The organism is Mesonia ostreae, from assembly GCF_031845265.1.
Taxonomy (GTDB): Bacteria; Bacteroidota; Bacteroidia; order Flavobacteriales; family Flavobacteriaceae; genus Mesonia; species Mesonia ostreae.
Map to the genome: position 1 here is coordinate 217128 of NZ_JAVRBG010000002.1, position 23669 is coordinate 240796.

Genomic DNA, 23669 nt, shown 5'->3' on the forward strand with positions numbered 1-23669 from the left:
ATACTTTTGTCACCGCATTTTAGGAAATTCTTGCCCCAATGTTATAAGTTCTCCATGACTACATCTTAAAAAGCAACAATTTCACGATATCTAGCCTCTCTAATTTATTCTATGGATAAAATTGTGTAACTTTCGCGGAATTATACGAAGCAGAATAATTATTTAAGTGGAAAACTTGAACCGATATGAGTTTTATAAAGAATTTAGAAATCCAGCTTTTGCATATAGGGAAGATTTTTTCAAAAAAAATTATTCAATCTACTGAATTGTATATATAAACAAAAATCACTTTAAAATTTACAGACACCATTTAATCATACTTTGATATGCGTATTCAATTTTATATTATATCTACTATCTCATTGCTAATCACATTGGGATTATCCATTTTTTTAAGTTCCAATTGGTATGTAATTTTTGGAATTGTAGTCATTCTTACCATTTTAGGATATTATGACGTTTTACAAACGCGACATACCGTGATGCGTAATTACCCGGTATTGGGTAGATTGCGTTATGTACTAGAAGAATTAAGACCTAAAATGTATCAATATTTCATAGAATCAGATATTGACGGTCGGCCTTTTAATCGAGTAGATCGCTCAACGGTATACCAAAGAGCAAAAGGAGTACGGGATACCATTCCTTTTGGAACACAACTAGATCTTTATGCAGAAGGTTACGAGTGGATTTGTCATTCTATCGCACCAAAGGCTTTTGACACCTTAGACCACGATCCTAGAATAATGATAGGTAATAAAGACTGCATACAACCTTATTCTGCTAGTATATTAAATATTTCTGCTATGAGTTTTGGTTCTCTTAGTGCTGCAGCTGTAGAATCCTTAAACGGAGGTGCTAAAATTGGAAATTTTGCTCAAAATACAGGAGAAGGTGGTTTAAGTGATTATCATTTAAATCCTGGTGGAGATATTATTTGGCAAATAGGTACCGGCTATTTTGGATGTCGCACAGATGATGGAAATTTTAATCCTGAACTTTTTGCCGAAAAAGCTAAACATCCAAATGTAAAGATGATTGAGCTTAAAATTTCTCAAGGTGCAAAACCAGGACATGGCGGAATTTTACCAGCAGGAAAAAACAGTGAAGAAATTGCTAAAATTCGTCATATTGAACCACACACTCAAGTGATGTCACCTCCTTTTCACTCCGCATTTGGTAATCCATTGGAGATGATGCAATTCATTAAAAAGTTAAGAGACTTATCTGGCGGAAAACCTGTCGGTTTTAAACTATGTATTGGTTATAAAGGAGAATTTATATCCATTTGTCAAGCAATGTTAGAACTAGATATATATCCAGATTATATTGCTGTAGATGGGGGAGAAGGAGGAACTGGGGCTGCACCGCCAGAATTTAGTAATTATGTAGGTGCTCCATTAATTGATGGTCTTGATTTTGTTCATAATATCCTAAGAGGAATGGGTATACGTCAACATATGAAAATTATTGCTTCAGGAAAAATTAGTTCTGCTTTTCATATTGCACGGGCCGTTGCTTTGGGAGCGGATGCATGTTATCAAGCACGCGCTATGATGTTGTCTCTAGGATGTATTCAAGCATTGCTTTGTAACACGAATAAATGTCCTACAGGTATTACGACGCAAGATCCTAAATTAACGGTAGGTTTGGTTCCAGAAGATAAAAAAGTGAGAGTGGCTAGTTATCACGAAAAAACAATTAAAAACTTTGTAGAATTACTTGGAGCTACTGGTTTGGATGAATCAAAAAATCTTACACGTTCTCATATATATCGTCGTGTTTCTCTTAATGATATGATTACCTATGAGGAGCTTTTTCCTTCTATAAAACCAGGATCGATGGCCAATGGCGAAATTCCAGAAAAATATAAAATGGATTTTGCTTTAGCCGATAAAACGCGTTGGGGAATTCATCCTGAAGTAGAATTTTAAAGAAACCAAGAATTAATATGTGCTATAAGTTGCTAAGCAATATAAAATCTAATCCAGCCTTATACATTTTACAGCTTTGTAATTAATCATGTATCTATAGAAAACTGTATAAACTAGGGATGAAAACCTAAGCCTTCATTTTACATTTTGTATATTCTTTCTATATTTAGATGGGCTATCTTGATAAAAACTGCGGAGGAAAATCAAATCTATACTCTTTTCAAAATTTGGTCTAAAATAATTTTATAAAGCGGAAGAAAAAATAGCGCATTGATGATCATTTTAAAGATATAGTCTACAGTAGCAATCTCCACCAAATTTTCTGCCAAGTAAACATCTGAGGTTTTATAAAATGCAATCGTAAAAAAGCTTATCGTATCCAATAAGTTTCCAAAAATGGCAGAAGCCAATGGGGCATGCCACCACTGTGTATGCTGTCTAAGTTTATTAAATACAAAAATGTCTAAAATCTGACCAAGTACATATGCGCAAAAACTGGCTATAGCAATACGAGCTACAAAAAGATCAAAACTAAGTAAAGCATTAACTCCCAGCCAATAACCATCCTTAAAACCAACGCTAACCGCATAAGAAACAATCAAGGCGGGAAACATAGCGTAAAGAATAATTTTTCGGCTCAATCGTGCTCCAAAAAGACGCACCGTTAAATCTGTAGCCAAAAAAATAAACGGAAAGGTAAACGCACCCCAAGTAGCCTTAAACCCAAATACAGCAATTGGAAATTGTACTAAATAATTGCTAGAAGCAATGATAAGAATGTGGAACCCGACTAGTATAACTGCAAGTCGCTGGTTTTTATTGGAGTACATATAAGTCTTCTTAGTTTTTTATCGTGGGAGAATTTCGAACCACGTACGCTATCTTAAAACAAATTAGGATGTACAAAGTAAACACTTTCATTCTGAAATTGATTACTCCTAAAGGTATCATTTTAGTTTAAAACTAGCTGCTTTACTCTTTTAATTTTTGTTTATGTTAAAAATTTAAATGTTTTAAGTATATCTTGCGGAATGCTAAAATTAATAGTAAGTTTATCGAGGAATTATGCTAAACATCCTTATCAGAATAAAGCATTTTTTGGTAAAAAACACATAATTAATTTCACTCATAAATAGTCATATTATACTTATCTTTTATTCGTAGCTCTTACAATAACAATAGCTATTTTAATCATTTCTAATTATAATTAGGCAAAATTAATTCAATTTCCTAATACGTAAAAACGTTCCTAAAATAGCATAATACAACCATCAAATTCCTAATTTAAAACATATAATCATGATTAAAAATTCACTCCTTATTTTATTGATGTTCTTTACTTTTGAAGGCTATGCGCAAATAGTTTTTGAAGATAATTTTGATGAGGAAACTACGTGGGAAAACTGGACTTTAAGCGACCTAGACGGAGATGGCGAATTATGGGAATTCGCCGATGCAGAAACTCAGGAAGTCGAATCTTTTCAAGGTGGTTTTGTTTGGTCGTTTTCTTGGTATTTTGAAGTGTTTACGCCAGATAATACGCTAACCAGTCCAGATATTTCTTTGCCAGCAGATACGGGTTTAGAATTAAGCTTTAAAGTTGCCGCCTACGAAGATGAGGAGCTTTTTCAAGAGCATTATGCGGTGTATGTAATTCCTGCGGAAGCTAACTTCACTGGAACAGAAGATCCAGTTTTTGAAGAAACCTTAGATGCCGACTATTACAATCCGCCAAAAACCGTTAATGTAGATATTTCTTCGTTTGCGGGAGAGGATGTCAAATTGGTATTTAGACATTATGACTGTACAAATATCTTTTATATAAGTATGGATGATGTAAAAATAGAAGAAACCGAATTAAGCGTCGATGGCTACCTTCAGAATAACATAAAAATTTATCCTAATCCAACTTCAGATTTGCTAATTATTCAAGGGCTCGAAAATGTAGAAAGAATACGAATTTTTAATCTTCAAGGAAAGTTGATGAAAGAGGTAAATGCTTCCGAAGTAAATATAGCTCAGCTTCAAGCAGGAGTTTATATTGCTAATTTCTATACAGACACTCAGGTATATTCCCAAAAAGTGGTTAAAAGGTAATTTTCAAAACTATTAATAAAAATGGCTGTCCTATTATAGACAGCCATTTTAATTAAAAAACAAACCAAATATTAGTTAGAACCAATATTTCCTTGCGCTAATAATGTTTCTAATTCCGTCGCGCTTTTGTGCACATTAATGTATCCGTTATAAGATAAGACGTCATCGTATCCAAATGCACTACCACCATCTTGCATTGCAATATTGGTTTTAGACATTCCAGTTTCTCCTTCTACAGGATTTAGACTTACTACAATATCTCCAGGATTGTCCACATCTCCCATATGTAAATGTGAAGGGTGAGAATCTCCAGCCATGGTTCCCATAATATCAATCACTAATAGGGCTTCTCCGTTCATTCTTTTGTAGAAAGTAGCATCACCACTTACTCCAGAGTTTTCAATAGTAGTTAATGTATACACTATAGAATCTCCTGTCAATTCATTTTGACCGATGTCTCCTTGAGCGATTAAAATTCCAAGTTCATCTGCACTTTGATGAATATTTACGTACCCGTTAAAATCTAAAAGCTCTTCATAAGTAATAGCTGTTCCATTATCTAATTTAGATACTTGGGTTTTACTCACGCCAGTTTCTCCTCTTAAGGGTGTAAAAGTCACCGCAATATCTCCGCCTTCCGCAGCAGTATTGTAATGAATATGTCCTGGGTGTTCTCCATTTGGAGACGTACCATCTAACATTACCTCAATTAGGGTAGTCCCATTCACTCGTTCTAAGAATCTAACATCTCCAATAATATCTGGGTTGGATCTACTATCTAATGTGAAGAATTTAGAATTTCCAGTTAATTCATTTTGTCCAATGTCTCCTTGAGCGATTAAAATTCCAAGTTCATCTGCGCTTTTATGAACATTTACGTAACCATTAAAATCTAAAAGTTGCTCGTAGCTAATTGGAGTACCATCATCTTTGGTACTAAAGGTGGTAGAACTCATTCCTGTTGCTCCATTTATAGGCTCTAAACTTATGGCGATGTCTCCACTTTCTGCAGCGGTATTCATATGTATGTGCGCAGGATGCATTCCAGAAGTTGTACCGTCTAAATCTACCTCTACGGTAGTCGTGTTGTTGCTATTTCTCTTAAAAGTAACCATTCCTGTAATTGCCTCGTTAGAAACCGACATTAAGGAGTAAGACTTACTATCGCTTACATCTGGAGTTATTGCTCCATCATCGTCGCTGCTACAACTGATGAAAATTAAAAATGTTACTAATAAACTAGCTAAAATTCTTGTGTTCATAATTTCGATTTTGGTTTAATTGTTTTGCTTTCTACTACAGTTACGCGGTTAAAACGAAATTGGTTTTCATATTTCTGTTTAAATATATTTTTTGGGAAAACCTTAGGAAATAGCGCAAAGAAACTTCTGTAATTATGATTTCTATAAGAAAAATAGTACAAGAAAGATAGGGGATAACTTTAAACGAAAAGTTAGTTAGCTGTAACTTTTGATAATCGCTTTCGCGGAATTGTAATAGTTTCCACCAAAAAGATTGACGTGGCCTAGAATGTAATACAATTGCCAAAGTTTGACGCGGGCTTTCCAATCTTCTTTTAAAGGGAAAGCCTCGTTGTAGGTTTGAAATAGGCGATCATCAAAACCTCCAAAAAGATGCATCATGGCTAAGTCCATTTCTCGTGGCGCATAAGAAACCGCAGGATCTATTAAACAAGCTTGGTTTTGGGCGTTAATTAAATAGTTTCCAGCCCATAAATCTCCGTGAATTAGGGATGGCTTTTCTTGGGGAATTAATTGCTCTATTTTTTTATAGAAGGTATCGAGCTGCGCAAATTCATATCCGTTTTCACCGGCCAACTGAAATTGAGGCATTAAACGTTGCTGAATAAAAAATGCGGAAGCAGTATTTTCTCGTTTATTGCATTGCCACAAACTACCGTAATAATTGTCTTCTTCAAACCCAAAATGCTCCTGACTGTTTTGGTGCAACGCAGCCATCTGCCGTCCAAATGTTTCCCAAAACTGGGTGCTTTCTTTTCCTGATTCTTTATGCGCTAAAACCAAGTAGGTATAGTGTTCAAAATCGCCAAATCCTAATACTTCAGGAATGTCGATGGAATGTGTTTTACGTAATGTTTCTAGGCCGTTTACTTCTTTTTTGAACATCGCAGGAAAGACATTGACCTTGTTAACTTTTACGACGTAGTCTTGGTAGGAGGTTTTTAGGAGATAAACTTCATTTATATCTCCGCCGCTTAAAGCTTTTGTCTCCTTTACGGAAAAGAGAAACATTTCTTCTAAATGGGTTTTAAGAGAAACTGGAAGCATATAGCCCTGGGTTAGTAAACTGCATAATCGCAGCAGCGTGATTAAATTGGTTTAAAAAAGAATCCATCTAAAAATATAAAAGTCTTCAGGAAGTACAGAATATTTAAGCAAAATTTTAAGAAACGGACATAGATTTCAAATAAAAATTCATTTATATTACCTTATCTACATTCATCTAAAGTTTTAGTATAGAATAAAAATTATGGAGCCAGTTAAAGAGAGAAACGCAAAAAGCGAGAAAGAAGATTTTCAGGAAGGTGCTTTTGTACATATTCCAGTGAAGATTAGATTAGAAGCATTAGAAAAAGTATTTCAGAAAAAAATTGAAGGATATATTATTCACGAAGAAGATTCAGAGGACGGAAAACAATTTGGTGAAATCCTTTCTATTCATTTAAGTCCGGGAACAAAGGGCTATGATTTATATGTTCAGCAAGAAATAAAAATGAAAACGATTTTATTCAGCAATAAAATAATGAAATTCCATTGTCAGTTAAAACTTAGTTTTAATGCAGAAAAACAAGAACTGCAAGTGGATGATTATAGGGTAGAGGGAGAGCAAAAATCCTGGTTTACCAATCAAGCTTTAGAAATGATGATGAATTCTATTTTTAGAAAGAAAATATTGAACAAATCTAAATTTTCATTTCTTCCAAAACTTCAGGAGTTGGTAGGAGATCTCAATAAAAAACTAGCAGATATCATAGAAGTAAAAAAGGGAATTTTAGTATTTGGAAACATTAAAGACTTTAAAATAGTAGATCTATATTTTAAAGAAGACCATTTGGTGGTAAGATTAGAACTTGGAGGAGTACTCGCAGCAGAAATTTATGAACTCGAGATAGATTCAATTTAAACCCTACGGAATGCTGCTGAAAAAATGCGGCAAATCTATCATACTTAATGGGGTTTTATTCAGAAATATGTAGACATACGTGAGCGCATGGGCAATCTTATTTTACTGATAAAAATCATCTTTTGTCGCTATCCTAATTAATAATTTTGATACCATAAATACAAGAATAAATTCTAACATTCATTCTAAAATAAAGTTCTAAATTATGCACGAACTCACTTCAAAATATAATGTTCCTGGACCTCGATATACCAGTTATCCAACCGTTCCATATTGGGATGTAGAAAATTTCTCCTTAGAAAAGTGGAAATCTAGCTTGCAAAAAAGTTTCCGCGAAAGCAACAAAGAAGAAGGAATTAGCTTGTATATTCATTTACCTTTTTGTGAAAGCTTATGTACGTTTTGCGGTTGTAATAAAAGAATTACAAAAAATCATCAAGTCGAAATACCTTATATTGAATCTATTTTAAGCGAGTTAAAGCTTTATGTAGCTCTTTTTGATGAAAAGCCAAAAGTAAAGCAGTTGCATTTAGGCGGGGGAACTCCTACTTTTTTCTCTCCAGAACATTTAGAACGGTTGATGGACGGTATTTTTAGCTTAACAAAAAAAGCCGAAGATGCGCAAATAAGTTTTGAAGGACATCCCAATAACACCACAAAAGATCATTTGGATACGCTGGCAAAAATTGGTTTTAACAGCGTGAGTTATGGGGTGCAAGATTACAATATGGCAGTGCAAATAGCGATTAATAGAATACAGCCTTTTGAGAATGTAAAGGCAGCGACTGTAAATGCACGGGAGAGCGGATATACTTCCGTAGGTCATGATATTATTTACGGTCTTCCTTATCAAACCGAGGAGGATATTCACCGTACGATTGATAAAACCATAGAGTTACAGCCAGATCGCATAGCTTTTTATAGCTACGCTCATGTGCCTTGGATAAAAGGAAATGGACAGCGTGGTTTTAAGGAAGAAAATTTACCTATGCCCGAAACCAAACGAAGACAATACGAGGAGGGAAAACGTAGACTTATTGCCGCAGGATATGTAGAAATAGGAATGGATCATTTTGCTTTGCCTACAGATGCGCTTTATCACGCGCGAGAAAATGGAAGTTTACATCGTAATTTTATGGGCTATGCCGCGAGTAAAACGCAGCTGATGATTGGATTAGGAGTTTCAGCTATTGGAGATAGTTGGTATAGTTTTGCGCAAAATGTAAAGAAATTAGAGGAATACCAAGCTTTAGTGGCAAATGGTAACTTCCCGGTTTTTAAAGGACATAGCTTAACGGAAGAAGATCTTATCATACGCAAACATATTCTACAGTTAATGTGCTCTTTCTATACTTCTTGGGAAGATAAAGAAGCCGTTTTTGATGAAATTCCCGAAGTGCTAGAGAAGCTGGAAGAAATGGAAAAGGATGAGCTTATAGAGATTACCCCTACCAGCATTCGCGTGACAGAAATAGGAAAGCCTTTTGTAAGAAATGTTTGTTTGCCTTTTGATTTAAGATTGCAACGTAAACAACCCGATACACAGTTGTTTTCTATGACGATTTAATATTTATATCCTATAAGTATAAAACCACGATAGAGAAACAATTATGTTTCTCTATCGTGGTTTTATAAATCAAATCAGCATTAAATATCAGTAAAATTTCTGCGGAAGTCGAGATCTTTAGTTAAGCCAATTCTAATCTGAAACCTTGGGTTTGAAAAATTTCAACCTTAGGAAAATAATTAGATTTTTGGTTCATCGTCTGTTTTTTTCTTCTTATCAGATTTTACCATATTGATAACTACTAAGGTGAGCACAATACAAACCAGTGCAAACACAGTGATAATTGCGGTTCCCATGCCCCAATTTACTAGCGGAAGAAATAAAGATACGTTCATAATATAAAAATTAAAGGTTAATTAGTGTGACATTCATATTCTGAAGAGGCTTGCTCTACGGTGACCATCGAAGACGGAGATAAGTAAGGGATATTGAGTCCTAAACCTCTTAGGATAAATAATATACCAACAATAACCACCACTACAGGAATCACCTTTATAATACGTTGCTTTAGTTTTTTTGATAAAAAATTGCCCAAATACATAGCCGTAGTCATTAAAGGAACGGTACCTAAACCAAACACGGCCATATAAAGACTTCCGTTAAGGGAACCTCCGGTAGCCATCGCTCCAAAAATCGCCATATACACTAGTCCACAAGGTAAAAATCCATTTAGAAAACCAATGGTGAAAAATGTACCTGGATCTCGCTTTTTGAGTTCTTTACCCAAAGCACTTTTTACTTTTCCTATCGCTTTATAAATAGGCTGCGCTAGTTGAAAACGATTCAACCAAGTATTGGGAGTTAGGATGATTAACACCATAAGCACTCCAATAATTATAGAGAGCTGTTGCTGAAATCCAAAAAGATTTAAACTCTTTCCTATGACTCCAAATAATAAGCCTAAGAGGGAATAGGTGAAAATTCTTCCGCCGTGATAACTTATTAATTGCAAAACTCGCTTAGACGTACTTTGGCGATCTAAGGGTAAGAGAAATGCAATAGGTCCGCACATTCCTACGCAATGAAAACTGCCTAATAGGCCAAATATGAGTGCGGAGAGTAACATTAATAAACAATTTCCTTTTTATATAAAAAATCTTTATTTTCGTAAGTCCAAGCTAAAGTAATGTTCCAACGACCGTCTACCAGACTTTTGTCAGGTATGAGCAAATTTAATCCGGATAGGACTATAGGTGAGTCGAAATCCAGTTGCTGGTTAGACGGTCTATATAGGAACACTTTACCTTTAATCTTTTCGGGATCTAATTCTTCAGGAAAGCTTATAAGCCATCCCTCTTTTGTCTTCTTTCCCGTAATTTTTTCTTCTAAATTATACGTGTTAGTTTCTTCATCAATCTCGTTTTGATACGTCATTGCTTTGGCGTAATACTCTTCTGTTACGAGATCGTAGCTGTACTTTTTATTTACACTCATCGTAATTACAAAGTAGAGTATGAAGGATATAAATGCGAGCATCCCTATAACGAGTCCTGTTCCCCAATTCCATTTCATAATACTACTTTATTAGATGTTGTTAATTCTATTCTTTTTAAGCTTAAAGCTAATTATAGCTTCGCGGACCTAAAAAATTTGTTGTAGTGGTTTCAATTAAATCGCCTCCACTGTAAATTCCAATACGAAGCTTTTCTTTATCATCGCTTAAAGCGCTAGCATTAATTTCTATGAACAAGGTTCCTTCGGTTAAATCCTGTTCTTTCACCATTAAATCATCTTTAGATACCACTTTTATTGAACCTTTATGTGACATTAACTCAAAATGAATGTCTTCTATGTCTTTTACCGTTTTGTTCACCAATTTAAAGGTGTACACGTTACTAATCATATTGTCTGCTTTGTGCTCGTAAAGCTGACCTGGTAATCTAAGAATACGCGCTTCTACATCATTTCTTAAGAAAAGCATACCAACAAGCACGGCAATAAGAATTCCTAGAACTGCAGTATATCCTTTAAGTCTAGGCGTAAATTTAAATTTCTCTTTCTTCTCAATATTCGATTCACTTGCATAACGAATTAATCCTTTAGGAAGATCAACACTCTCCATCATATGGTCACAAGCATCGATACACGCAGTACAATTTACACATTCTAATTGCGTTCCGTTACGAATATCTATTCCGGTAGGGCAAACGTGTACACATTGAAAACAATCGATACAATCTCCTTTTCCTATAGCTTCTCTATCTTCATTTTTCTTAAACTTTGCTCTTCCAGTTTCTCTTTCTCCTCGTTTATGGTCGTAAGCCACTACAATAGATTTATCGTCTAATAAAACTCCCTGCAATCTACCATAAGGACAAGCGATAATACATACTTGCTCTCTAAACCAAGCGAAGACAAAATAAAATACACCCGTAAAAATGAGTAAAGAAACAAAGGTGCTTACGTGAGTAAAAGGACCATCTGTAATGTAACGAAGCAATTGATCACTTCCTATGAGATAAGCTAAAAAAACGTTGGCAATTAAAAAGGAAATGATGAAGAAAATGATCCATTTAAGAACTCGTTTTTTTATTTTTTCAGCATTCCAAGGCATTTTGCTCAGCCTAATTTGCTTTCCGCGGTCGCCATCAATCCAGTATTCAACTCTTCTGAAAACCATTTCCATAAAAATAGTCTGCGGACAAATCCACCCACAAAATATTCTACCAAAGGCAGCGGTAAAAAGAAGAATAAAAACAACTCCTATAATCATAATAATCACAAAGAGATAAAGATCTTGTGGCCAGAAAGGGAAACCAAAGATGTTAAAACGACGTTCTAGCACGTTGAACATCATAAATTGATTTCCGTTAATTTTAATAAAAGGAGCTGCTATTAAAAAAATAAGCAGTACATAACTCACATATTTACGATACTCGTACCACTTGCCAGAAGGTTTTTTAGGGAAAACAAAAGCACGTCCCCCATCTTCGTTAAGGGTGCCTATGGTATCTCTAAAATTATCTTTGCCTTGCTCTGCCATGATAAGTTGGTTGTGTGATTTACTCTTTTATTGAGATTAAAATTTAGGGCATGCTTTATTTTTGAATGCCTTATTCTGAAGCATTTTCATTTACCCAGATTTCTCCTTCAGGCTCTTTTCCGTCTGTCGGATTTGATCCTTGAAGGCTAATAACATAACTCGCTACTTGTGCCATTTCTACTGGTTTTAAATCAGATTTCCAAGCAATCATCCCTTTTCCACTACGACCTCCTTCAGAAATAGTATGGAATACATTTTTGACTCCTCCTCCTAAAATCCAATGATCGTCAGCCAGGTTGGGACCAATACCACCACCTCCATCAGCTTTATGACAAGCGACACAATTTGCGGTATAAATAGTTTGTCCTGCACTAAGATCTTCGCTGCTGGTAAGTAATTCTACAGTATTAGCATCAATCAAATCTTTCGCAGTTTTTTTCCATTCTTCCACTTCTAGTTTGGCTTCAGCAACAGCATTTTCATATTCATCAATTTGATTGTATTCATTAAATACCTCAAACCTAACCATATAAACAATCGCAAATATGATGGTAGCATAAAAGCTATATACCCACCAAGGTGGTAAATTGTTATCTAATTCTTTTATGCCGTCATAATTATGATCAAGCTCAATCTCATGCTCACTCTCTACAGATTTTTGACCTAATAATTTGTTATAAGTCTCTGTCACCCATTTGAATCGGTTCTCTTCGCTTGCTTTTAATTTAGCATCGTAAACCAACTGTTTTTCTGGCGATAGGGATCTATACAAAACGCTACTTAAGGCAGCTGCAGAAATCTCGAAAGCAATGGCGAAAAGCATGAGAACACCAATAATTAACCAGAACATAGGCTCTGTAAACATCGCCCAATCATCACCTTTGTCGTAAACCCACTCCATGAGGCAAATAGCCACCACAAAAAGTAAGAATAGTCTTATATAAGAAGCGGTAGTTTTCATGATTTTTTGGTATTAGGGGTTATGGTATCGTCTTCTAATGGAATATTACTAACTTCTTTAATATGTGATTTCTTAGCAGTGAAAACCCACCAAAATAAACCAGCAAAAAACAAAAAGAATATCATTAAAGAAATCATAGGGTAGATTGCTACCCCATCAATATTTTCTAGGTTTCCTTTTATAAATTTTAACATGACTAGGGTTGGATGTTTAATGCAGTATCATCTGCGTTCTTAATCTTAATGTCTGTTCCTAAGCGCTGAATGTATGCGATTAAAGCAACTACTTCTCGATTATGCATTTCTACAAATTCTTCTCCGTTTTCTTCTGCATAAGTTTTATCGGCTTCATAGGTTCTAGCAAAATCTGGATCTGTATATAGGTTTTGTTCAATTTCTTTACCTTGTTCCTCCATCCATTCTTGGGCTCTATCCACTTCTTCTTGCGTATAAGGTACACCTAAAATAATCATAGCTTGCATTTTCTTTTCGGTAAGGCTCTTATCTAATTCGTCTTTGATAATCCATTTATAAGAAGGCATAATAGAGCCTGCAGATGTACTTTGCGGATCATAAAAGTGGTTAAAGTGCCAGTTGTCATTGTATTTACCACCAATGCGCATTAAATCTGGTCCTGTACGTTTACTGCCCCATAAGAAAGGGTGGTCGTACACATATTCTCCAGCTTTAGAGTATTCGCCATAACGTTCTACCTCACTTCTAAAAGGACGAACCATTTGGGAGTGACAAGATACACAACCTTCGCGGATGTAAATATCTCTACCCTCTAACTCTAATGGAGTGTAAGGTTTTACACTAGAAATTACGGGTACATAATCGTCTACCATTAACGAAGGTATAATTTGAACCATCCCTCCAATTAAAATAGCAATTGTGGCAAAAATAGTAAGTTTTACAGGACGTCTTTCTAACCAAGTATGATAAGCCTCCTTTGAAGTACGTTTCTTAGTTACTTTTTGTAGTGGTGCAGCTTCGGCCAGCTCATCACTCACTTTGCTACCAGCGCGGGCAGTTCTTATTAAGTTATACACTCCTAAAATAGCTCCTAATATATATAAACTACCTCCAATGGCACGCATCCAATACATAGGCATAATCTCTGTAACCGTCTCTAGAAAATTTCCGTAGGTAAGTGATCCGTCAGGATTAAATTGTTTCCACATAGAAGCTTGCACAAAACCAGCTACGTATAAAGGTAAGGCATACAAAATAATCCCTAAAGTACCTATCCAAAAGTGAGCGTTGGCCAAACCAGTAGACCATAATTTCGTTTTAAACATACGTGGTACCAACCAATAGATCATACCAAAAGCTAAGAAACCATTCCAAGCTAAGGCACCAACGTGAACGTGTGCAATTACCCAGTCACTAAAATGCGCAATGGCATTTACATTTTTAAGCGAAAGCATAGGACCTTCAAAAGTAGCCATCCCGTAACCTGTAATGGCGACCACCATAAATTTTAAAACAGGATCTGTACGTACTTTATCCCAAGCTCCACGAAGGGTAAGTAAACCGTTAATCATCCCTCCCCAAGATGGTGCCAAAAGCATAATAGAAAAAGCTACCCCTAAGTTTTGCGCCCATTCTGGTAAAGAAGAATATAATAAGTGGTGAGGTCCAGCCCAAATGTAAATAAAGATTAAGGACCAAAAGTGTACAATTGATAGACGGTATGAATATACAGGTCTATTTGCAGCTTTAGGAACAAAATAATACATCAATCCTAAGAATGGGGTAGTTAAGAAAAAGGCAACCGCATTGTGACCGTACCACCATTGTACCAAAGCATCTTGAACTCCTGCATAAGCAGAATAACTTTTTAAAGCACTTACTGGAATCTCCATACTGTTTACAATATGCAATACAGCAACAGTTACAAAAGTACCTAGGTAAAACCAGAGTGCTACATATAAGTGACGTTGTCTACGTTTAAGAATAGTACCAATAAGGTTAGCTCCAAAAGCCACCCAAATTACCGCAATGGCAATATCAATAGGCCATTCTAACTCTGCATATTCTTTAGAAGTTGTATAACCTAAAGGAAGGGTAATAGCTGCTGCTACAATAATTGCTTGCCAACCCCAAAAGTTAAGATTACTTAACCAATCTTTCCACATTCTTGCCTTTAGAAGTCGTTGTGAAGAATAATAAACCCCAGCAAAAATGGCATTACCTACAAAGGCAAAAATTACCGCGTTGGTATGTAGAGGTCGTAAACGACCAAAACTTAACCAAGAAATGCCGTCGGTAAGATTGGGGAATAAAAACATTAATGCTAATAATAGCCCAATACTCATCCCTACAACACCCCAAAACATGGTGGCAATGATGAATTTACGTACGACTTGGTTATCGTAATAGAACTTTTCTAATTCCATAGTTTCTTAAATGTTCAATTAATGTGATTGGTTTTCTGTTGTTCATCAAGGGAAGAAGCATCTGGATTTTTAACAAGTTCGTCGTCAAAAAGCATGCGTACTGAAGGCGTATAGGTATCGTCATATTGCCCTTTTCTTACCGACACTATAAATGCGACAAAGAAAATAAGCGCTACAACAACACTAATGCCTAACAGCATATAAATAATACTCATACCTACCTGAATTATGGTGTAAAATTACAAGGAGAAGTCTTTATAAAAGATGACATTTATCAGTTTTTAAGACATTTTCCTTCTACTTTTTCCGGGAATTGATTTTTCTAATTTTTTTCCTAAAAAATGCGTGCTAATTGTGGTAAAAACTACAATACTTATAGAGCTTAAAGGCATTAAAATTGCCGCAACTACCGGAGCCAAATGCCCGGTTAAGGCGAAACCTAATCCAATGAGATTATAGCAGAGTGAAAACACAAATGCTTGATTTATGGTGCGTATTCCTTTTTTTGAAAGATCTATAAATTCTGGTAATTCTTGAAAGCGGGATGCGTCAAATATTCCGTCGCACGCAGGGGAAAAGATATTTACATTTTCTGAAAGCGAAATTCCCACATCACTTTGCTGCAAAGCTCCCGCATCATTTAACCCATCCCCAACCATCATTACCGTTCTATGCTCATCCTGAAGCTGCCGAATAAAATTTAATTTATCTTCTGGTTTTTGATTGAACAATAACTGTGTTTCTTTAGGAAGCAACTCTTCTAAATGAGCTTTTTCTCCTTCGTTATCGCCAGAGAGAATAACCATTTTTCTTCCCTCTTTTAAATTCTTAAAAACTTCCTGAATCCCTTGTCTATATTCGTTCTTAAAAACAAAATACCCTTTATACGTTTCATTGCTGCTTACGTGAACCGCCGTTTGGTTGTGGGTAGGATTAGATGGCGACTCTCCTTCATTAACAAAAGTATACGAACCTATTTTAATACGTTGATTGTTCTGCACTCCTATAATTCCTTTTCCTACTTCTTCATCAAAATCATCTAAAGTCATGATGTCTTCATTGCGAAGCATTTCATATAAAGATCGGCTTAAAGGATGATTAGAAGAGCGTAAGGTGCTGGTTAGTAGGGATTCTTCCTGAGAGGTCAATTCCATACCCTCATAAGAAATAACTTGCTTAGCACTGGTAGTTAAAGTTCCAGTTTTATCAAATACAATGGTATCAATTCTCGCCATTTGCTCAATTACCCCGCTATTTTTTAAGTAAAGTTGGTTCTTCCCAAAAATACGAAGCAAATTACCTAATGTAAAAGGCGCCGCTAAGGCAATCGCACACGGGCAAGCCACAATAAGAACCGCAGTAAATACATTTAAAGCTTTACTAGGATCTATAAAAAGCCAAACAATAGTTCCTACTACAGCAATGCTTAGCAAACTCAATGTAAATCTTTTGCTGATGCTATCCGTTAAGGATTCAAACCTACTTTGTTTGGTTTTGCTAAAGATCTCATTGGACCATAATTGGGTTAAGTAACTTTGTTCTACAGCATGTAACACCTCTACTTCTATAGAGTTTCCTTGCTGCCTTCCTCCGGCAAAAAGTTGATCTCCGCTTACTTTACTTACTGGTTCGGCTTCTCCTGTCACAAAACTATAATCAATAAGCGCATTTCCTTTGATGAGAATTGCATCTACCGGCAATAATTCTTCGTGTCTAAGTAAGATTCTGTCACCTTTCTTTAGTTCATATACTTGGGTTTGCTCTTCCGTAAAGTTCGCTTTCGCGGAATTTTTCACCAAACGAGTTACTGCAATAGGAAAATAGGATTTGTAGTCTCTTTCAAAAGATAAAAAGGCATAGGTTTTCTGTTGAAAGAATTTTCCTAAGAGTAAGAAAAATACCAATCCTGCCATGCTATCAAAAAAACCCGTTCCCCAATCCATCGCGATTTCTATGGTAGATCGCACAAATAGAACTAAAATACCAATGGCAATAGGAACGTCGATATTTAAAATTCCCGACCTTAAACCTTTAAAAGCCGATATAAAATAATCCCGCCCAGAATAAAAAGCCACTGGAACGGCAAATGCAAACATCAACCAACGGAAAAGGTGCTTAAATCTTTCTAACCAAAAATCATTGACTTCAAAATACTCAGGAAAAGATAAAAACATAATATTTCCAAAAGCAAAACCTGCAACTCCCAGTTTGTAAATTAAACTGCGATCTATAGAGGAGTTCTTTTTAGTAGCATCGTCCAATGAAATGTAGGGTTCGTAGCCTATTTTAGCAAGTAAAATCACTAAATCGTAGAGAGAATATTCTTGACTACTGTAAGTGATACGAACGGTTTTTTTGGGAAAATTAACCTGTGCCGTTTTAATGGCAGGATGAAGCTTATTAAGATTTTCTAACACCCAAATACACGAGCTACAATGAATGCTAGGAATGAGTAGAGATACTACTTGTGTTTCTTGCTCATTAAACTCTAATAGTTGAGCTTCAATTTTTTCATTTTTGAGAAAATCATACTTGCTAGAAGAAAGTAGCGGACTTGTGCCCGGAGATTTTTCTAGGTCATAGTAATAGGAGAGATCATTGTCATGAAGAATTTGGTAAACCGTTTTGCAGCCATGGCAGCAAAACGCCTTTTCTTCATAGGAAATAGGGGTGCTAGGGCACTCATCTCCACAATGGAAACAATTTTCCATATCTATTAAATTTGCTCATTATACCTTTTGCAAATTTCCTGCGATAAAATATAGTAAAAGATGACTTTTATCAGGTTTTGTCTCAAAACGGAGTTTATTTGACACTATAAAGCAATAAATAGTCTTTTTACAAATCAGTTTTAGTGTAAGCGACTGTAAACTAGAGTCTTATACGAGTGAGAATATTTGTCGTAATGATCTTGTTTTTATACCTTTATAAACTAGTGTAATAGGTATGGGAAATAGGTGCGAAAACTGTATTGTAAGGCAATTGAACTCTTTAAAAGTGCTTGGAAAAGAAGAACTTAAAGCGATTTCAGATCATAAAATAACCAGAAAATTTAAGAAAGGGGAGTCCCTTTTTTCCGAAGGAGAAAAACTTAATGGGATTTTTTGTGTGCGTTCTGGAGTTACTAAACTTTCTAAGATTAGTGAAAACGGGAAGGGCCAAATTGTAAAAATTGCTAGTAAAGGAGAAATGATAGGGCAACGTTCTATTATTTCTGAAGAGCAAACTAATTTAAGTGCAGTTGCGCTAGATGATATGGAAGTGTGTTTTATTCCTAAAGAACACATAATGAAAAATCTTAGCAGTAATGTAGAGTTTACCAAAACTTTACTAAAACATATGGCCAACGATCTAAAACACGCCGACACTCTTATCGTAAATATGGCTCAAAAGACAGTTAAACAACGGGTGGCCGAAACCTTATCTTATCTTGATACTAATTTTGAAAGAGATCTAGATGGTTTTATTGGTGTTATATTAACCCGTGAAGATATCGCTAATTTAGTAGGAACAGCTAAAGAAGCCTGTATAAGAACACTAACAAGTCTTAGAAAAGATAATATTATTTCCACACAAGGAAAACGAATAAAAATTGAAGATAAAAAGGCTTTATACAATATTATTCAGGGCATTTAATTTCCGGTTCAATAGATAATGTCACCTTTCAACTTTTAAACGCAACATTATCTATTTTTAAAGGAATAACTCTTAAAGAATATTATTCAAAATCCGATTCTTGTTTTTATCCTCCAAACCGCTGAAAAGCTTCTTGGGTTAGTTCTTCTCTAAATTTAGGATGCGCAATATGAATCAAAGCCGCTGCACGTTGCTTTAAATTTTTTCCGTATAAATTGGCTACTCCATATTCTGTAACCACGTAATGAACGTGAGCCCTTGTAGTTGTAACGCCAGCTCCTTGATTCAAAAACGGAGTGATTTTAGAGATTCCTTTATTGGTGGTTGAGGGCATAGCAAAGATGGGTTTACCTCCTTTAGAAAGAGAAGCTCCTCGTATAAAATCCATTTGGCCTCCCACTCCGCTATATTGTCTTCCGCCAATGGTATCGGCACAAATCTGACCTGTAAGATCAATTTCTATGGCACTATTTATGGCGGTAACTTTTGGGTTTCGTCGTATAATCGCGGTATCATTTGTATAAGCAGCTTCTTTAAAATGAACCAAAGGATTATCATCTACAAAATCGTAAAGTTCTTGACTTCCTACCGCAAAGCAGGTGACAATTTTGCTGTTTTTTACTGCTTTATGCTCTCCAGTAATCACACCACTATTTACTAATGGCAAAATTCCGTCAGAAAACATTTCGGTATGTATTCCTAGGCCTTTATGATTATGAAGGTTAGAAAGTACGGCGTTTGGAATGTTCCCTATACCCATTTGTAAAGTAGCGCCATCTTCAATTAATTCAGCTACATTTTTTCCAATTTGTGTTTCAATTTCAGAAAGAGCTTGTTGATGCGCCGTTCTCATAGGAGTATCTACTTCTACGGCACAATCAATTTTTGAAATATGTATAATGCCATCCCCATGCGTTCTTGGAACATTAGGATTTACTTGTGCAATTACAACCTTAGCTTTTTCAATAGCCGGTAGCGTTACGTCTACAGAAGTTCCTAAAGAACAAAAACCATGGGCATCTGGTGGAGAAACGTGAATTACTGCCACATCTAAAGGAAGAATATCATCTCTAAACAAGTTGTGAATTTCACTTAAAAAAATAGGAATATAATCTCCGCTACCGCTATTAATGGCTGCTCTCACATTGCTTCCTGCAAAACAGCTATTCACTTTAAAAGCTTTATTATAAGGCGCTTGCGTATAAAGCGCTTCGCCTTCGGTGTGGATTTGAACAATCTCCACATCTCTTAATTCTTGGTAGCGCTTGCATAGTGCATCAATTAAATGAATAGGAGTCATTGCCGCACCTTGGAAAAAAATACGATCTCCAGATTTTATTTTTCCTACAACTTGGTCTATAGAAGAATAGGTTAATTTCATAGTATGATGTTGGTTTGATAATCGTTAGTAAACTTATGCCATATAGTACAATTTAGTTTTTCATTTTCAAAATTTTCCTCCTTAAATTTGATATAAAAATTACGCTTTCGCGGAAGTTTTCACAAGAAGTATTACTGCTTTAAATGCTTAGATAAAATAGATGACAAAAGCTAATTCTCTATGTTTAGGTTATATTTTTCTAATAATGCTAAAACTTCAGGAGGAGAAAATTTAGCTCCGTTAAGCATATTTTCTTCAGGATCTAGACTATAATTTCTGGCTGTTTTAAAATTGCATTTTTGAAGTTTAGAGTTTAGAAATTTGCTTCCGTTTAAATCTGATTCTTTAAAAACAGCAGCTTGTAAATCTGCTTCCGTAAAGTCTACTTGATGCAATTGGCAGTCATCAAATCGTGTTTTTTTCAAGTTGACTCTGTAAAATGTGCTATGACTTAAATTGCATAACCTAAATTTCACCGAAAATCCAAAAGACTCGCAGGTGTCAAATTCTAAGCCTAGCATTTTGCAACCGTCAAAAAACGTTTCTTGAAAAGAAGTTTTTTGTATTATTACACCGCTAAAATTACAATGAATAAATTCGCAAGATAAAAATGTTGCACCACTTAAGATCACATTAGAGAAATCACAGCTGTTAAACGTGCAATGCTCGTATTCTGCTACCTGGAAGCCATCCTGACTATAATTTTGATTGCTGAAATTTTCTTCTTCGTACAATTTGTCCATGATATTTTTTAATAGCTAATGAAAAGTTTGGTTTACCAGCGTTCACTCTAAAGTTTTGATATAAGAAGAGTGAAATTTTAAGTTTTTATTATCCGTGGCAACGAGATAACATATTTTGTCTTAAAAATCCCAACCCACCATAGTTTGAAAAATGTAATCTGTCTCGCTGGCGTTTTCTGCGGGTTGGTTGTCATAATTTAGAGTAAGTCCAAAATTAACAAATAGATTGAGCGGTAGGTCGTATTTAACATCTAGATTATAATCTAAACGCCAACGTCCAGACTCAGTTAAACTAGGATAAGCCGCAGCTCGGGTAAGCAAGCTTAGGTCGCCAATATTGTAAAGATTTAATTCGGTGCCTAGAAAAGCTTCGGCACTATTATTTGATTTTTCTACACCTTCTACTTCAAAATTTTCGTTATTGTAAGAAACCCCAAGTTGCAATCGCCAATACGTACGATTGGTTTGAATAAGATAGCGTCCTGCTCCCAATTTTCCTAAAGTACGTAAATTAAGATTTTGCTCTGTGTTAGAAAGCCAAGAAGTTTCTGCCAGTAGAAACCACTTGCGTTTTAAGTAATATTTATAGCCTACAGAAGCATCTACTCTCTTTACAGGCTCTGTATTGTTTTGGCTAGATCTTACATCGTTGTAATTTGCGCTTAGCTCCCAGTATCTGGCACGATATCCTAAATTGCTTCTCACGCTTAATTGAGCTAGGTCTTTTGCTTTGGTGTAGTTAAAACCAACGCTTACCGCAGCATCTAGATTGCTTAAAAAATTGGATTTTACTTCATTAAGAAAAACGATATCGTTTAGATTTACCGTTGCCAGGGTATCGATTTTGCTTAAAAGAAACACTTTTTTTTTGTTTTTACTTTTTAAAGATGCATTGTAACGCAAGCCAGAGTTAAGGGTGATTAAAAACTCAGTTTGGGTATGAATAGAAGTAATTTTATCCCATTCAATTTTAAAATCTGAATCGCTGTAGCTGGTTTTCATGCGCATCACAGCTTGTTTCATTCCCTTAACTTCTCCCACAATTTGATTTTCGTTTTTGAGCAACAATGAATCCTGCTGGGCAAACGCTGAGTTAGAAAAGCAGAAAAATAGTAAGATGATGGTATATGAGAAATAACTAGAAAATAGATTCACAAGAAAAAGTATTAGTTAGAATGAGACGAAATACAAGATAATTTTTTATATCTTATTGTAGGCTACATTTACTTTTTGCAAAGTTAAAAAATGATTCTCTTTAAAATTCATAAATTGTAAACAGCTTTATTAAAAATGCAATATGAAAAAAATAATACACCTTTCTCACACGCGAGGGGGAAGCCAACCACGGTTGGTTAAAAAGTTACCACAGTTTTAGTTTTGCAAACTATTTTAATCCAGAGCGAATGAACTTTGGCAAATTACGTGTGCTCAATGATGATGAGGTAAGTGCTGGAAGAGGTTTTGGAAAACATCCGCATCAAAATATGGAGATTATTTCCATTCCGCTTTCAGGAGATTTAGAACATCAAGATGATATGGGAAACACGACCTTAATTCAACAGGGAGATATACAAGTGATGAGTGCGGGTACGGGAGTATTGCATAGCGAGTATAATAAAAACTCAGACAAAAAGGTTAAGTTTCTTCAAATTTGGGTGATTCCTAATGTAGAAAATGTGAGTCCCGGGCTACCATCAAATCTCAACCTTAGATTTAAAAAAGGAGAATGAATTGTATCAAATTCTATCTCCTAACAAAGAAGATTCTGGAGTTTGGATTTATCAAGATGCTTGGTTTTTTATGGGAGATTTTTCTCGGGGAAGCTTCTCTGACTTACAAGCTGAAAGACAAAAATAATGGAGTTTATATATTTGTTTTAAAAGGAAACTTGCAAGTTGCAAGTGAAAAAATAAATGCTAGAGATGCTATAGGAATTTGGGAAACCAAAGAGTTTTATTTTACAGCGCAGGAAGACAGTCAAATCTAATTTATGGAAGTTCCTATGTAGCAAAAAATCTAATTGTGGGATTTATTTGGGTTGAAGTTGTAGAAATAGTTCACGGTTTTTCCTTTTCGGAATTGAATTGTAGGCAGTTTCAAAAGTGAGGATATGAAATAGAGGTTCAAAATAGCTGAGGTATTCTTTTTTAGTTCCTCCAAAGGGCGGATTCTCGCCAGGAAGTTCATCTTCAAATAAGAGTCCTACAAGTTTTCCGTTGGGTTGGTGCAATTGCTGCATTTTTTCCGCATAAGCGCTACGAAAAGATTTAGGAAGCGCGCAAAAGAAAGTTTGCTCTAGAATTAGGTCAAATTACCTTCCATCTTAAAGAAATCGATGTGTAAAAGTTGATTCTTAGGAAAGTTTGGAACTCTGTTTTTAATGTTCTGTAAGGGAGAGGAAGCAAAATCGGCTACATATACGTTTTTAAATCCATTAAGGAAAAGATATTCTGCTTCGTAAGAATTTCCTGCACCGGGAATTAATATCCTTATAGATTTGTCTTCTAATTGATCGATATAAGCTTTTAAAGGGTAAGAAATCTCGCCTAAATCCCAGCCTGTTTGCTTCTTTTGATACCGATTTTCCCAATAATTAGATGAAGAATTATGCATAATTTTTTATACTAAATTTTAATTGTAAAGTATGTAAATTTTATTGGGTAAAACAAACCCGCCAAAAATCTTCTTGAACTTTTTTATGACATTATAGATAAGTTATGGCTTGGATAATCTCTGCAAAAATAAATGTTAAGAACGAATTGAGTTTCTAACTTTATTTCTAGATAGATTGAATTTTGAGA

The 23669-nt window shown here is 35.3% G+C and carries 22 protein-coding genes, 1 pseudogene and 1 riboswitch; of the genes and pseudogenes, 6 read left to right on the forward strand and 17 right to left on the reverse strand.

Going from position 1 to position 23669, the window contains the following annotated elements; translation table 11 throughout:
* Positions 1–326 precede the first annotated feature (326 nt).
* A complete protein-coding gene (locus RLT85_RS02980; protein WP_311400564.1) occupies positions 327–1934 on the forward strand; it encodes an FMN-binding glutamate synthase family protein in 1608 nt (535 codons plus the stop codon).
* A gap of 209 nt (positions 1935–2143) precedes the next feature.
* On the opposite strand, the gene RLT85_RS02985 is transcribed toward RLT85_RS02980, so the two are convergent.
* Positions 2144–2764, reverse strand: coding sequence for a 7-cyano-7-deazaguanine/7-aminomethyl-7-deazaguanine transporter (locus RLT85_RS02985; protein WP_311400565.1), 621 nt, complete (start codon positions 2762–2764; stop codon positions 2144–2146).
* Between the two features lie 4 nt (positions 2765–2768).
* Positions 2769–2813: riboswitch (PreQ1 riboswitch) on the reverse strand.
* 420 nt (positions 2814–3233) lie between these two features.
* Here RLT85_RS02985 and RLT85_RS02990 point away from each other — a divergent pair.
* Complete coding sequence (locus RLT85_RS02990; RefSeq protein ID WP_311400566.1) at positions 3234–4031, forward strand: T9SS-dependent choice-of-anchor J family protein; 798 nt, start codon at positions 3234–3236, stop codon at positions 4029–4031.
* Positions 4032–4102: 71 nt separating this feature from the next.
* Here the strand turns inward: RLT85_RS02990 and RLT85_RS02995 are convergent, their stop codons facing one another.
* Both RLT85_RS02995 and RLT85_RS03000 read right to left on the reverse strand, forming a co-directional pair.
* A complete protein-coding gene (locus RLT85_RS02995; protein WP_311400567.1) occupies positions 4103–5293 on the reverse strand; it encodes a CHRD domain-containing protein in 1191 nt (396 codons plus the stop codon).
* A 195-nt stretch (positions 5294–5488) separates the two neighbouring features.
* Positions 5489–6340 carry a fructosamine kinase family protein gene (locus RLT85_RS03000; RefSeq protein ID WP_311400568.1) on the reverse strand — a complete coding sequence of 284 codons (852 nt, stop codon included), beginning with the start codon at positions 6338–6340 and terminating at the stop codon, positions 5489–5491.
* 202 nt (positions 6341–6542) lie between these two features.
* Between RLT85_RS03000 and RLT85_RS03005 the strand changes: the two genes are divergently transcribed.
* Both RLT85_RS03005 and hemN read left to right on the forward strand, forming a co-directional pair.
* The gene (locus tag RLT85_RS03005) at positions 6543–7196 is read left to right on the forward strand and encodes a DUF4403 family protein (protein ID WP_311400569.1); all 654 of its coding nucleotides are present in this window, start codon (positions 6543–6545) and stop codon (positions 7194–7196) included.
* A 205-nt stretch (positions 7197–7401) separates the two neighbouring features.
* Positions 7402–8763 (forward strand): oxygen-independent coproporphyrinogen III oxidase, encoded by a 1362-nt coding sequence (hemN, locus tag RLT85_RS03010; protein ID WP_375712329.1) that lies wholly within the window; start codon positions 7402–7404, stop codon positions 8761–8763.
* Positions 8764–8942: 179 nt separating this feature from the next.
* Here the strand turns inward: hemN and RLT85_RS03015 are convergent, their stop codons facing one another.
* From RLT85_RS03015 to RLT85_RS03055, 9 genes are all read right to left on the reverse strand, one after another.
* Entirely contained in the window at positions 8943–9098 is a 156-nt protein-coding gene (locus RLT85_RS03015) for a hypothetical protein (protein WP_311400570.1), read from the reverse strand.
* A gap of 17 nt (positions 9099–9115) precedes the next feature.
* The gene (locus RLT85_RS03020) at positions 9116–9829 is read right to left on the reverse strand and encodes a sulfite exporter TauE/SafE family protein (RefSeq protein ID WP_311400571.1); all 714 of its coding nucleotides are present in this window, start codon (positions 9827–9829) and stop codon (positions 9116–9118) included.
* A complete protein-coding gene (locus RLT85_RS03025; RefSeq protein ID WP_311400572.1) occupies positions 9829–10275 on the reverse strand; it encodes a FixH family protein in 447 nt (148 codons plus the stop codon). Before RLT85_RS03025 ends, RLT85_RS03020 begins: the two co-directional genes overlap by 1 nt.
* Before the next feature lie 49 nt (positions 10276–10324).
* The gene (gene ccoG / locus RLT85_RS03030; RefSeq protein WP_311400573.1) at positions 10325–11746 is read right to left on the reverse strand and encodes a cytochrome c oxidase accessory protein CcoG; all 1422 of its coding nucleotides are present in this window, start codon (positions 11744–11746) and stop codon (positions 10325–10327) included.
* Positions 11747–11816: 70 nt separating this feature from the next.
* Positions 11817–12707, reverse strand: a complete 891-nt coding sequence (locus tag RLT85_RS03035) for a cbb3-type cytochrome c oxidase N-terminal domain-containing protein (RefSeq protein WP_311400574.1) — start codon at positions 12705–12707, stop codon at positions 11817–11819.
* On the reverse strand, positions 12704–12901 hold the full coding sequence (locus RLT85_RS03040; protein ID WP_308864352.1) for a CcoQ/FixQ family Cbb3-type cytochrome c oxidase assembly chaperone: 198 nt from the start codon (positions 12899–12901) through the stop codon (positions 12704–12706). Before RLT85_RS03040 ends, RLT85_RS03035 begins: the two co-directional genes overlap by 4 nt.
* A 2-nt stretch (positions 12902–12903) precedes the next feature.
* Entirely contained in the window at positions 12904–15108 is a 2205-nt protein-coding gene (gene ccoN, locus RLT85_RS03045) for a cytochrome-c oxidase, cbb3-type subunit I (RefSeq protein WP_311400575.1), read from the reverse strand.
* Positions 15109–15122: 14 nt separating this feature from the next.
* Positions 15123–15323 (reverse strand): cbb3-type cytochrome oxidase assembly protein CcoS, encoded by a 201-nt coding sequence (ccoS, locus tag RLT85_RS03050; protein ID WP_308864350.1) that lies wholly within the window; start codon positions 15321–15323, stop codon positions 15123–15125.
* Positions 15324–15389: 66 nt separating this feature from the next.
* Positions 15390–17819, reverse strand: a complete 2430-nt coding sequence (locus tag RLT85_RS03055; RefSeq protein ID WP_311400576.1) for a heavy metal translocating P-type ATPase — start codon at positions 17817–17819, stop codon at positions 15390–15392.
* Positions 17820–18054: 235 nt separating this feature from the next.
* Between RLT85_RS03055 and RLT85_RS03060 the strand changes: the two genes are divergently transcribed.
* A complete protein-coding gene (locus RLT85_RS03060; protein ID WP_311400577.1) occupies positions 18055–18744 on the forward strand; it encodes a Crp/Fnr family transcriptional regulator in 690 nt (229 codons plus the stop codon).
* Between the two features lie 106 nt (positions 18745–18850).
* On the opposite strand, the gene RLT85_RS03065 is transcribed toward RLT85_RS03060, so the two are convergent.
* The 3 genes from RLT85_RS03065 to RLT85_RS03075 form a co-directional block, all read right to left on the reverse strand.
* The gene (locus RLT85_RS03065) at positions 18851–20125 is read right to left on the reverse strand and encodes an acetyl-CoA hydrolase/transferase family protein (RefSeq protein WP_311400578.1); all 1275 of its coding nucleotides are present in this window, start codon (positions 20123–20125) and stop codon (positions 18851–18853) included.
* A gap of 170 nt (positions 20126–20295) precedes the next feature.
* Positions 20296–20868, reverse strand: a complete 573-nt coding sequence (locus tag RLT85_RS03070) for a pentapeptide repeat-containing protein (protein ID WP_311400579.1) — start codon at positions 20866–20868, stop codon at positions 20296–20298.
* A gap of 120 nt (positions 20869–20988) precedes the next feature.
* Positions 20989–21909: a DUF481 domain-containing protein gene (locus tag RLT85_RS03075; RefSeq protein ID WP_311400580.1), complete on the reverse strand. Its 921-nt coding sequence runs from the start codon at positions 21907–21909 to the stop codon at positions 20989–20991.
* Positions 21910–22165: 256 nt separating this feature from the next.
* Between RLT85_RS03075 and RLT85_RS03080 the strand changes: the two are divergent.
* Positions 22166–22855, forward strand: a pseudogene (locus tag RLT85_RS03080) (pirin family protein).
* A gap of 42 nt (positions 22856–22897) precedes the next feature.
* Here RLT85_RS03080 and RLT85_RS03085 read toward each other — a convergent pair.
* Positions 22898–23170, reverse strand: coding sequence for a class I SAM-dependent methyltransferase (locus RLT85_RS03085; RefSeq protein WP_311400669.1), 273 nt, complete (start codon positions 23168–23170; stop codon positions 22898–22900).
* Complete coding sequence (locus RLT85_RS03090) at positions 23170–23481, reverse strand: class I SAM-dependent methyltransferase (RefSeq protein WP_311400581.1); 312 nt, start codon at positions 23479–23481, stop codon at positions 23170–23172. The genes RLT85_RS03085 and RLT85_RS03090 overlap by 1 nt, the downstream gene beginning before the upstream one ends.
* Positions 23482–23669: the final 188 nt, after the last annotated feature.